An 11,589-nucleotide genomic window follows, 5' to 3' on the forward strand; every position below is an offset into this window, starting at 1 on the left:
CAAGTTTCTTGCGATCGGCAGGTGGGTACGAGCGCGAGGCATCTGCAGGGTGCCAATCCTTTACAGAGCTTTCCCGCCGGGCCCATGTGTAGGTCTTGCCGTGAAACTCTGCTCGGGGCTTGGCGTTGCCCTCTTCCTGGCTGCGTCTGCCCACGCCGGAAAGCCCGTGCGCTGGCAGCCTCTGGAACTGTTCGGGCGTAAGATTGCCCTCGTCGAGACCGACGAGGATGGCCGCCAGCTCGAGGTCGAGGGCAAGATCGTCGCCGAAAACCACGTGGTCGCTCTGGAGAAGATCGGTGTCATCGGCCAGACCGGCTATGCGATCGGCTATGTCGGCAGCGGCGGCAATGCCTGCGCGCCCGCCCGGTTCATCATCGCGTTCCTGCCGGGCAAGCCGGCGCGCTTCGATGGTCCCATCGGGGAATGCCAGAATGTGGAATTCGTGAGCTCCGGTGTCGGCTTCGTCTTCGAGGAAATCACTTCCTATGGCAATGGCACCCGATGGGTGTGGCTGCCGGAGACGGGCTTTTCCGCCCCGCAGAAGACGGCCACCACGCCCGATCCGATGATCTGGCAGAACGCGCTCGAGCTGAAGGCGGAGCATCCCGGCCAGATCTTCAGCTATGGCACGATCGCCGGCCGGCTGGTCGAGATGCTCGGGCCGGACGAGGCGACATTCAAGCGCCTCCTGAACGGCTTGGGCAGCGTCGATGTCGAGGGCGATGCAGTGATCGGCTCTTCCTGCCTGAAGATCTACTGCCCGGACGAAACGGCATTCTACATTGTCGACGTATCGAAGAAGCAGGCCTTTCTGGCCTGGAAGGAACACAGCAAGCCCATCGTCGTGCGGCCGGATGTGAAGGCCTGGCCGGCAGCTTTTCGGCGCCGGCTTGCCGAATGGGCCCGCCCGTTCAAATAGGCCGCTGCCGGCGCGCGGCGATACGTCATCCCGCCAGCGCGAAGCACGCCCGCAACGCCTCGTTTGGGTGTATCTTCCGATACCCGCAAAGGAGGTGCCGGATTTCGGCAGACCGATGCGATCCGGCCATCCGGAGCAGCGGGAGAGCGCGATGCAGAGCGGCAACTGGCTTGCAGCAAGTGGATTGCTCATGGCGGCGGTGTTCCCGCCCTGGGGTGGGTTCGAACCAGGTTTTGCCGGGAACGAGGCGGCTACAGCGCCCGCCACCATTCTCTCCGCTTCCAAAAGCGGGGAGGGTGCCGGGTCGCCGGCGCAGGGCTACGATGTTTGGCTCGGCTGGCCAGACGATTATAGACGTGGCTTCGCCTTGGCCATCGTAATGGAGCAGCTTTCGACCTGCCTCGGCGATGGCTGCCAGCTTACCAGCCACCGCCGTCAGTGCCTTGCCGGCGTAACCGACGAGGCGGCGGTCGAACTGCTCGATCGCTATATCGTCCGCCATCCTCTGGCCAGATCGCGCCCGGTCAATGTGACGATGGGCCAGGCGCTCTATGAACTGTGCGGCCCGGCCCGATAAGGGGCGCCAGGAGGGGACTTGAAAAACCAGCAGCTCATCGAGAGGCCCGGCCAGCCATGTATCGCTCGCCTCCCCTGTCCTGTTCAAGCGCCGGATCGGCCGCTGCGCTCTAAGATCGGATGACGGCGTCGCTATTCCCGCAGCATTCTTGCGATATCTTCGATCGGGTGCGAAGTCATCTGCTTGGGAATTTCGCGGCTGATGCGGTCCAGGACTTCCTGGTGGAAGGCTTGACGCAAATCGCCGAGCACCTTTGGCGGAGCGACCACGACCAGCCTGTCGAATTGGCCGGCATGAGCACGCCGATACAGCATTTCGGCGAGACCGGCCGCAAAACGCTCTTCGCCCAGCCGATGCCAATCGGTTTCCTTGATGGCGCTGGTGCGGCCATTGCTGCCCGTGCCGGTACGCCCGGGTTGGTCGGTGCCCTGTTCCCGCGTGGCGGGATTGTCGTCCTGCAGAACTTGGTCGACGGCGAGACTGGCCTTGTTGCCACGTCCGATCTGGCGCAGAAAAAGCGCCTTCCTGCCATCACCGACCAGCACGAGGGTGTTTCTGTCGTCTAGGATCATGGTTGCAATACCTCTTTGCAAGCAAATGCATCCGGGCGCTCAAATGTTCCTCTGTCAGCCCGAGGATGCGGGATCTCCTGCTGCGCAACCGGCTCAACGCGGACGGAACAAGGCTTCCTTCATACGATGTCATTTTGATCGCGATATCGTAGAGATCGGCTGCAGAAGCACAATCAATATCGCCTGGTCGGCGTCGGCTTCGTTCCCAGAAATCCAACTAAGGGCTTTTCCATAGAATCGCTCCCTCTCGTAATGGCTCGATTCCGGCCATTTTACGATCATCGGTTTTCATTTTAAACCAGGATGTACCATCAATTCTTGAGCTGAAACGGTCGAAACTCATAAGACTGCTGTGCAATTTCGCACAGAGCGGAGCACCGGTTGGCTGTCATTGAGGGGCATCGGAAGCCTGTCGTGACAGAGGGAGTGCTGCCATGCCTCGCGACGAAACGCTGTTGGACTTCACCGAGGAAAACCACCGCCTCCGCCGTGTTTCGCGCGGCGATGCCGGCCGACAGTTCCATTTCTCCGTCTGCATCGTCGCCGTTCTGGCAATCGCGATCCTGGTCACCATGATTGCCGAATCCGCCACCTTGAAGAAAAGGCCGATGTCCGGGCCGGGCCGCTCGGTATCGCTCACCCAATCGCTGCGTTAGATCGCCGCGTCTCCCTCGTTGTGATACGGCGCGTTCCCTGGCGGGGATTCGCTGCCGTTTCCGAGGATGCCCGACCTCTTCCAGCGCCGGCTTCCTGGCGGATCAGGCCGCGAGCACGCGCAAAAACAGGCGGCAGTTGGCACAGAGTCCCGGCGAGTGCTCTCCCGCGGCGACCGCATCGTCGGCGACACCGTGCATGGCCGTCATGGCAGCATTACGGCGCAGTCCAGGACGCCATGGCCTGCTTTTGCCCAGCGGGCGGCTCGACGGGCGTGTGCCGGTGTTCTTTCCCTTCCGCCGGTGATCGGCAGCACCGATGGCCATTTCTTTGAAAAGGCCGCACAAGCGGTTTCGCGCAACCCAAAACGCCGACGCTGGTTGGGAAAGCAACGGCGGGGAGGGCCGGCGTCGTCCTGCTCAAAGGCATGTCTGATGAATGAGGAGGGATGGTATTTGGGCAAATATTCCTGGCCTGGGTGTCAGGCTGCCTCAATATGTCGCGGTTGTCGGCTGTCGATCCGGGCAACGATTTCTAACTATAACGAAATGTAATGTGCTTTTTTGGCCCAACGTGGCAAAATGCTGCTTTCATCAAACGTGAATCGGGGATCGTTTCGGATATGCAGGAAGCTGACAATAATTTAATCGATATTACGGTGGATATCGTCGCAGCTTACGTCGCTAATAATTCTATTCCGACGGACGGTTTGCCATCTTTCATATCAATGGTTCACGACAGCCTGTCGAAGCTCCGGGAGCAGCCGGTAGTCGAAGAGGCGGCCCCATTGCGTCCAGCTGTACCAGTACGCAAGTCCGTGACGCCCGATTTCATCGTCTGCCTGGAAGACGGCCAGAAATTCAAATCGTTGAGGCGGCATTTGCGCAGCAAATACAATATGTCGCCGGAGGAATACCGGAGCAAATGGGGCCTCCCGGAGGATTATCCCATGGTTGCGCCGAATTATGCTGCGGAGCGCTCCCGTCTCGCCAAGGCCGCAGGCCTTGGATCGTTGCGATGGGGGCGCAATACCCCGCCGGCCAAGACAGCCAAGGCTGGCTGAGGACGCGTTTCGTCTCGTTTCATGCCCAGGCCGGAGCGATGCCATGAGGGATCGCTCCGGCCTTTTGCGTTCGACGAAGAGGCATGGACTAATCGAGAAGCGCCATGGCGCCGGAGCCGCATGTCGTACCGCATCACGGAGCCTCATGTTTCTCCTTCCGGCCAGGAAGCAGTTGCAGTGGATCTGGCGGGTTTGAAGAAGGTTACCTCGGGCTCGCGTTGGAGATGGATCTGCTGGACATCAGGCGGCGGGCCGGGCGGCGAGCCATTTCGGCAGGTAGCTCCGCGCCGTCAGCGTAATGTCGCCGGTTGGAGTAACGCCGGCTTTATCGAGCACCGATACGAGTTTGCCGGCATCATGAAGTTGAAGCAGGTCGACCGAACCGCCAACGTGAATACCGCCGATGAAGATCTGCGGGATCGTGGCCGCACCGGTCATTACTCGCAGCACCTTGCGAATGTCTCCGCCGAGATCGCCGACCTGCATTGCCACTGAATCGAGATCAACGGAACGGAAGGGGACGCCGATGTCCTTCAGGAACCTGCGCACTGCCCAGCAGAACTCGCACCATTCCAGCGCGAACATCACCACGGGTTGGCCGGGATCCTTGATCGCCTGTTCGACGAAGTGGCGAGCATGATCAGGCGCCGGATCGATCGTTGCCACGGACACCGCCGCTGCCTGCGACGTGGGACCACCGAAGCGGCATAGTGGAGTCGAGTTCGAGATTTCCTGCTCGGCCGCATCCATCTCCTGCCCGATTGCGTCGAATAGCGGTGTCGAAAGGTAGCGCTCGCCGGTGTCGGGCACCATGAAAAGGATCCGGCTGCCTGGCCGCGCCGTCTTCGCGACGTCGAGCGCGGCCGCCAATGTCGCACCGCCCGTGACACCACAGAAAATGCCCTCCTGGCGTGCGAGTTCCCGGGCCAGACGCAAGGCCTCCGAGCCGGCGACAGGCTGGATGAGGTCGATCAGGCCGAAGTCGACAGCGTCGCCAGTCAGTTTGGGGATGAAGTCCGGGCTCCATCCCTGCATGGGGTGCGGGCGAAACAGGGGGTGGCTTGCGGCCGGGGTGGCGTCGCTCCTGTATTGCTGGCCGATGCTGCTTGCCAGCATCGGGGCGTTTTCAGGTTCCGCCACGATGATCCGCGTTTTCGGGCTTTCGGCTCGCAGGACGCGCGCCACCCCCTTGAGCGTACCGCCCGTGCCCGCGCCGGTGACGAAATAGTCGGGCCCCGTCCCCCCGAAATCACGCAATATCTCGCGGGCGGTGGTGTCGCTGTGAATATTGGCGTTCGCTTCGTTCTCGAACTGCCGGGTCCAGAACCATCCATGCGCAGCCGCGAGTTCGCGCGCTTTCTCGACCATTCCGGTCCCTTTCTCGGAGGCTGGCGTCAACACGACCCGGGCGCCGAGGAAGCGCATCAGCCGGCGGCGTTCGACCGAGAAGCTCTCGGCCATCACGATGACCAGCGGGTAGCCCTTGCGGGCGCAGACCATCGCGAGCCCTATGCCGGTATTGCCGCTCGTTGCCTCGATCACGGTCTGGCCTGGCTGCAGCCTGCCGTCGCGCTCGGCGGCTTCTATGATGCCGAGCGCCAGCCGGTCCTTGACAGAGCCGAGCGGGTTGAAGGCTTCGAGTTTGGCGTAGAGTTCGATTCCCTTCGGCTCGAGGCGCCCCAGGCGTATCACAGGGGTATTGCCGACGGTTTCGAGAATAGAGCCGTAAATGTTGGACATGGTCAGATCCTTCGGGGCCGTTGGGGTTGCTGCTGGTCAGTGGTGATTGTCGCGGCGCTCGAACCGGCCGATACCGGCCGGCAGCTTCTCGATATGGTGGATTGCCGTGGCCGGGCTGGTGGTCTTCGCGCTGCAACCATCGCACCTGCTGACAGCAGCGCGGCACCGAATGCCTCGATCATGCTCGGGCTCTCATGCAGGACGACTGCTGCGATGATCACCGAAAACAGCGGCACAATCGCCGCGAAGACGGAGGCGCGCGTGGCGCCGAGCCGCCTTATGGCCCGGCCATAGCAGTAGAGTGCAGCGATGGCGGACAGCAGAGGCTGATAGAGCAACTGCAGCAGCAGTTCCCGGGCGGCCGCGGCGAACAGATGTTCCGGACCGGACATGATCAGCCAGACCGGTGTGTAGAGCAGCAGCGATGCGACGCAAATGACCGCCGTCGCGGTCAGAGGCCGCAATCCCGTATATCTGAGCGAGACGGTGTAGCCCGCCCACATGAGCGCTCCGACGACGAAGAAGCCGAGGCCGGAGGCGTCATATCCCGCATTCCAAGTACCGGCGATCACGCAACCCGCGCCCGCCAGAATGCAGGCGATGCCGGTGATCAGCGCCCGCGTGACCGGCTCGCGCAAGAACAGCGTGGACAGGATCAATGTGAACGCCGGCAAGAGCCCCACGGTGATCGCGCCGCCAAGACCGGCCGATGTCAGTCTGACGCCGGTCGCCGCGACAAGCGCATAAGGCGCGCCGGCACCGACAACCATGAACAATAGGTGCCAAGGCGCCACCAGTCTGATTGCCGGCCAATCGCGCCAGACGAGGGGCAGGAGCAAAAGACCCGAAATGCCGAACCGCAGTGCCGCGAGGTCGGAGGCGGCAAGATCGTTGACCACACCGAGGCGCGTCACGGTCCACCAGCCGCTCCAGATCAAGGCGGCGCCGAGCCCCGAGAGGTAGCCGCCCACGCCAGCTGCCAGGTCGGACCAACGAGTGGCTTGGGAGAGTATGGCTGCCTGCAATGCCAATGCTCTTGCGTCCGGAACGGCGCTGGCGTCCGGCGCTGACAGCCTGTTTTGGCGAAGTTCGGGCATGTTGCTTTTCATCCGCAGTCTAGTTTCGTAATGTGACTGCGAAAATGCGATGAGCGCTGAAGCTAGTCCTTATCGGCGGCTGATCATTTGCTGATCATTCCAAGTTTTGCGGGCTCTCACTGAGACAGGCCTCGATGCAGCATCGTTTCGGATTCTTTGAACTCGATGAGGACGCGCGCGCTCTCAGGCTGCGGGGAACGGTGCAAAAACTGCAGCCGCGCGTCTTCGATCTTCTGGTCTATCTCGTCCGCAATGCCGGCCGCGTCGTCCCGAAAGACGAACTGATGGATGCCTTGTGGCCAAATCTCAATGTCACCGAAGCATCCCTGCAGCGCGCCGTCAGCCTGGCCCGTGCGGCCCTGTCTGCCGGCGGTCTCGAGAATGCGATCCGCAGCTATGTCCGGCACGGCTACCGTTTTGCGATCGACGAGCCGAGCCTTGGTGTCGCCGTCCCGGAATTCGATGCAAAGGACTCCAATCGCGCCCGGGCGCTGGCGCTTGCCAAAGCAAAGGACTGGCGCGGCGCCGCGATGGTCTTCGAGAGCCTCGATGCCGATGGACAACTTTGCGGGGCAGATATCGATGTGTGGGCGTTGGCGGTGGAATGCCAAGGCCGTCCCGCTGCCGCGATCCCGGTGCTGACCCGGGCCCTCGCCGCCTATGTCGCCGAAGGCCGGCCCAACCTCGCCGCACGAGCGGCGGTAACCATCGCCAAACTCGAGTTGGAGCGCTCCGCGCCGGCCGCCGCCTCCGGCTGGCTAGGACGCGCCGAAGCCCTTCTGGGCGGCACGGAAGACCCGCGAACCACCGCCTACCTTTTGTGGATGAAGGCGCGGCAGGCGATCTTCCAGGGCCGTGCTGCGGAGGCGCTCGAATTGTCATCGCGCTCTCACAGCGCTGCCGAAGCCTGTGGCGATCCGGGTCTGATTGCGCTCACGCTTGTCTATATGGGCTTCTACAATATCTCGCTCGGCCACATCGAAAAGGGGGAGAGCCAGCAGAATCACGCCGCCGCCATCGCCCTGTCGAGCAATGTGGATCCGATTTTCGGAAGTCTCGTCTACTGCAACATCCTGTGGAGTTGCCGCACTTTCCCCGACTGGTCGCGCGCCCGGCAATGGAGCGAAGGCTTCGACAGCTGGAGCGAGGCGAGCTACGCCACCATACCCGGCGCTTGCGATCTGCACCGCGCGGAGATCCTCGGGGCGCAACGGGACTTGATCGGTGCGCTCGCGGCGATCGACTTGGCTCTGCCGAAGCTCTCGGAGGAGGAAGCTTGGTCGATAGGCGACGGCTATCGTGTCCGCGGCGATATTCGAGCGATGATCGGTGATCTCGACCACGCCCGGCAGGATTATGCTGCCGCCTACGCCGCGGGTTGGGATGCCGAACCCGGCAATGCCGTCCTGCTGGCGGAAACGGGCCAGGTGGAGGTGGCCCTGGCGGCACTCGACCGGGCGCTGGCCGGCGCAAGCTGGTACCATATCCAGCGGCGCGGCATCCTTTTGGCGCACAAGATGCGCATTTCCGCAATGGGCGGCCTTCGCGATATCGCAGCCGAAGCATTGAACGAATTGCAGGCGGAATCCGGCCGCTGGACGCAGCCGGCGGTGCATGCTCTCATCAATGAGGCGCATTATCTGCTTGCGGGCGACAGCGACGCGGTGCGGTTTCTGGTGCTTGCCCGTCAACTGTGGACCAGTGCCGGAATTGAGTACCATGCGGCTCGTGTTCGGCTGGAGCTGGCCCGCGTCCACATTGAAGCGGGAGACACCGCCGCGGCGCGGACCGAGATTGCGGCGGCAGAACGCACCGCCGTCCGCATCGGCTCGCGCCGGCTCAGGATGTTGGCCGCCGAGATACAGCAGAAATTGATTTCCGCTCCCCCGTCCCCCTGGCCGCACAAGGATAGGCCGGCTGTTGCCAACGTTCGTGAATGATCAACGAGAGATCAGCCGCTGGTAAGGACGGCCAAGCCGCGTCTGCCCTAGTTTCCATTTCGTCACGCATGGTGCGTGGCTGCAACACGGCATGGTCCGGGCAACGGCCCGGACATTCGAAGGAACTCAGACAATGCAACTTTATGTCATTCGCCGGCCGAGTGCCTGGGCGTCGCTCACCGAGCTGGAAAAGGCTGGCGCCAAGTCGGCCCAGATCGGCAATGAAGAGATGTCGGACCGGGTTCGCTGGATCCGCAGCTATGTGGTGAACGAGCCGGACGGCCGCATCGGCACGTTTTGCATCTATGAAGCCAAGGACGGCGCGGCCATTCGCGAGCATGCGCGCCGCGTCGGCATGCCGGGCGAAGAGTTCTATCCGGTGGCGACGACGGTCGTCGTGCGCCCGGATCCCGTACCGGCCGAAGCAGTCTGAAACGTCGGCACCGCGCGGCCCACGCGGCCGCCGGTGCACGAGGTCCCGGCCGGGCATATCCGGGTCTGAAGCCCGGTCCGGCTGGTCACGTCGCCGACAAGGACCAACGCGGCTTACACGGTGAGCACGATCTTTCCACTATGGCTGCTGCTTTCCATCAGCGCATGCGCCTTGGCTGCCTCCGCCAGGGGAAAGACGGCGTGGATCAGCGGGCGGCAGCGCCCTTGCGCCAGCAGGGGCCAGGCATGCTCTTCCACTGCCGCTGCGATGGCCGCCTTGGCCGCCACCGATTGGGCCCTCAAGGTGGAGCCCATATGGCTCAGGCGCTTGGTCATCAGCCGCACGAAGTCGATCTCGACCTTCGAGCCCTGCAGGAAGGCGATGTTGACGATGCGTCCTTCCAACGCCGCCACCTCATAATTCTTGGCGATATAGCTGCCGCCCACCATGTCGAGGATGACGTCGGGGCCGCGCTTGTCCGTCGCCTGCTTGACGACCGCGCTCCAGTCCTCGGCCTTGTAGTCGATGGCGATATCGGCGCCGAGCTTGCGGCAGATCTCGCATTTCTCCGGCGAGCCCGCGGTGACGATGACGGTCGCGCCGAAAGCCTTGGCCAGCATGATCGCCGTGGTGCCGATGCCGGAGGAGCCGCCGTGAATGAGGAGGGTTTCGCCACTCTGCAGGCGGCCCCGCTGGAACACATTGTGCCAGACGGTGAAGAAGGTCTCGGGGATGGCCGCGGCCTGGACCATGTCGAGGCCATCAGGAACCGGCAAGGCATGGCCGGCATCGGTCACGGCATAGGGCGCATAGCCACCGCCGGGGGTGAGGGCGGTGACCTTGTCGCCGGCTTTCCAGCGGGCGACATTCGGCCCGATGGCGACGACCTCGCCGGCAACCTCCAGCCCCGGCAGGTCGGAGGCATCCTTGGGTGGCGGATAGGCGCCGGCGCGCTGCAGCACATCTGGGCGATTGACGCCGGCGGCCGCGACGCGGATCAGGATCTCGTTGTCCCCGGGGCGTGGCACCGGGCGCTCTTCCGGCACCAGCACCTCGGGGCCGCCGGGCCGGCTGATGGCGATGGCGGTCATGGTGGCGGGCAGGTCGGACATGGCGGATTCCAATCGTATCGGGACAGGGGAACGATCGAGCTATTTGCCCTGATCGCTCTTCACGAAGCAAAGCTCGTTTCCGCAAAAACGCGGCTTTGCTCCACAACCTTGTTTCAGCGTGTCATTGCGATCCATGGCTCTTCCATCAAATCGCAGATCATTCTGGCTGCACTCTCAGTCGAAGATGCCTTCGCTGTGCTTGGCGACATAGTCCGCCAGGCCCAGCGTATGGTCGCGCGCATAGGCCTCAGCCTTGGCGATGTCGCGCTTTTCGAGCGCCTCGATGATGTTGAGGTGGTCGACGATCGACTTGCTGGCGCGATCGTCGCGGCCGATGGTGATCTGGCGGATGCCGCGCACATGCAGCACGAGGTTTTCGGTCATCTCGGCCAGGATCTGCGAGCCGGAGAGCTCGATCATGGTCTGGTGGAAGCGGATATTGGCGGTCGAATATTCATGCGGATAGTCGGCCGGCTTGTGGGCGTCGTTGAACTCCTGGAAGATCGTGCGCAACCGCGCGATTTCCCGGTCGCTGGCGCGCTGGCAGATCAAGCGCACCGCCATGCTTTCCAGCGCGGCCCAGGCCTGGATCATCTCGATCACCTCGCGCTTGGTCTTCTTCAGCACGATGATGCCGCGCCGGGGCAGGGATTTGACGAAACCCTGTTGCTCGAGCATGGCGATGGCTTCGCGAACCGGCGTGCGGCTGACGCCAAGGCGCTCGGAAAGCTGGCGCTCGTCGATCCAGGTTGGCTCGGGCGAGGAGTAGATGTCCATATTGGCGATGGCGTGCTTGAGCGCGGTATAGACCTTGGTCTTGTAGGTCTGTTCCGGAGAGAAACGTTCCAGCACCAGTTCGGGAGTGGATTCGTCGGCAATCGGCCAACGCGCTTGAATTTTTGGAGCCACGAACTCTTCCTCTCTCAAATCGCCCACAGCGTACTTGTGATTTGGCGGAATCGCCAGGAATCACAAAGACGCGTCGGAATCAGCAGCTGGAGCAAGGAGCGTTTCGTTCAACGCGCTTTGCTTGAGCTGGACCAGATAGCGCCATGCTCTTCATAAAGCATATAAGCTATCCGGTCTTGCATTAGGTATACCTAAAACGGTTTATGGGGCGCGCCTGAACCGGCGATAGCCGGGTCAGCCGGTTCGGAAGAACGATTCCCGTCGTCATTCTCGTCGTGGCATTTTCGGTGCAGCCTGCTTTCGTTCCGTTACCGCTTTGGCGGCGGGTCTGCGCTGATGCGCACCCGCCGCCGGAAGGAAAGGCCCATACCGCCCGGGAGAAGGCGGTATGGTGAATGTCGGGGGACCGGCATTCATGAGTGTTGCGGGAGCGCCGGTTCAGCCCGTGGCCGCCTGCCGGCGCCGGGGCGACCAGTCGCTCAGCAGTTCGGTGAGCGTGGTGCCGAGGCGTGCCGGGGAGGGAGAGACCCTGACGCCAGCGGCTTCGAGGGCGGCGATCTTGGAGCCTGCGTC

Annotated in this window: 11 protein-coding genes and 1 pseudogene; 6 read left to right on the top strand and 6 right to left on the bottom strand. The window is 62.8% G+C overall.

Annotated elements, in window-relative coordinates; all coding sequences use genetic code 11:
* Positions 1–166: 166 nt before the first annotated feature.
* Positions 167–919: a hypothetical protein gene (locus C5L14_RS26380; protein WP_105865031.1), complete on the top strand. Its 753-nt coding sequence runs from the start codon at positions 167–169 to the stop codon at positions 917–919.
* A gap of 151 nt (positions 920–1,070) precedes the next feature.
* Positions 1,071–1,496 carry a hypothetical protein gene (locus C5L14_RS26385; RefSeq protein WP_105865032.1) on the top strand — a complete coding sequence of 142 codons (426 nt, stop codon included), beginning with the start codon at positions 1,071–1,073 and terminating at the stop codon, positions 1,494–1,496.
* 131 nt (positions 1,497–1,627) lie between these two features.
* Here C5L14_RS26385 and C5L14_RS26390 read toward each other — a convergent pair whose 3' ends face one another.
* A complete protein-coding gene (locus C5L14_RS26390) occupies positions 1,628–2,068 on the bottom strand; it encodes a host attachment protein (RefSeq protein ID WP_105865033.1) in 441 nt (146 codons plus the stop codon).
* Between the two features lie 434 nt (positions 2,069–2,502).
* Between C5L14_RS26390 and C5L14_RS26395 the strand changes: the two genes are divergently transcribed.
* Both C5L14_RS26395 and C5L14_RS26400 read left to right on the top strand, forming a co-directional pair.
* On the top strand, positions 2,503–2,724 hold the full coding sequence (locus C5L14_RS26395; protein WP_105865034.1) for a hypothetical protein: 222 nt from the start codon (positions 2,503–2,505) through the stop codon (positions 2,722–2,724).
* 551 nt (positions 2,725–3,275) lie between these two features.
* On the top strand, positions 3,276–3,785 hold the full coding sequence (locus tag C5L14_RS26400; RefSeq protein WP_342588436.1) for a MucR family transcriptional regulator: 510 nt from the start codon (positions 3,276–3,278) through the stop codon (positions 3,783–3,785).
* A 240-nt stretch (positions 3,786–4,025) separates the two neighbouring features.
* On the opposite strand, the gene C5L14_RS26405 is transcribed toward C5L14_RS26400, so the two are convergent.
* Positions 4,026–5,525 carry a pyridoxal-phosphate dependent enzyme gene (locus tag C5L14_RS26405; RefSeq protein ID WP_105865035.1) on the bottom strand — a complete coding sequence of 500 codons (1,500 nt, stop codon included), beginning with the start codon at positions 5,523–5,525 and terminating at the stop codon, positions 4,026–4,028.
* A gap of 2 nt (positions 5,526–5,527) precedes the next feature.
* Positions 5,528–6,622 (bottom strand): DMT family transporter, encoded by a 1,095-nt coding sequence (locus C5L14_RS26410; protein ID WP_181161339.1) that lies wholly within the window; start codon positions 6,620–6,622, stop codon positions 5,528–5,530.
* Between the two features lie 134 nt (positions 6,623–6,756).
* Between C5L14_RS26410 and C5L14_RS26415 the strand changes: the two genes are divergently transcribed.
* Both C5L14_RS26415 and C5L14_RS26420 read left to right on the top strand, forming a co-directional pair.
* Positions 6,757–8,562: a winged helix-turn-helix domain-containing protein gene (locus C5L14_RS26415; RefSeq protein ID WP_105865037.1), complete on the top strand. Its 1,806-nt coding sequence runs from the start codon at positions 6,757–6,759 to the stop codon at positions 8,560–8,562.
* A gap of 133 nt (positions 8,563–8,695) precedes the next feature.
* Positions 8,696–8,995: a DUF4242 domain-containing protein gene (locus tag C5L14_RS26420; protein WP_105865038.1), complete on the top strand. Its 300-nt coding sequence runs from the start codon at positions 8,696–8,698 to the stop codon at positions 8,993–8,995.
* Positions 8,996–9,108: 113 nt separating this feature from the next.
* On the opposite strand, the gene C5L14_RS26425 is transcribed toward C5L14_RS26420, so the two are convergent.
* The 3 genes and pseudogenes from C5L14_RS26425 to C5L14_RS26435 form a co-directional block, all read right to left on the bottom strand.
* Positions 9,109–10,107, bottom strand: coding sequence for an NAD(P)H-quinone oxidoreductase (locus tag C5L14_RS26425; RefSeq protein WP_105865039.1), 999 nt, complete (start codon positions 10,105–10,107; stop codon positions 9,109–9,111).
* 174 nt (positions 10,108–10,281) lie between these two features.
* Positions 10,282–11,016, bottom strand: coding sequence for a GntR family transcriptional regulator (locus tag C5L14_RS26430; protein ID WP_105865040.1), 735 nt, complete (start codon positions 11,014–11,016; stop codon positions 10,282–10,284).
* A gap of 438 nt (positions 11,017–11,454) precedes the next feature.
* Positions 11,455–11,589 (bottom strand): annotated as a pseudogene (locus C5L14_RS26435) (succinate--CoA ligase subunit alpha); the annotation flags it as partial.

The organism is Labrys okinawensis (assembly GCF_002982075.1).
Taxonomy (GTDB): Bacteria; Pseudomonadota; Alphaproteobacteria; order Rhizobiales; family Labraceae; genus Labrys; species Labrys okinawensis_A.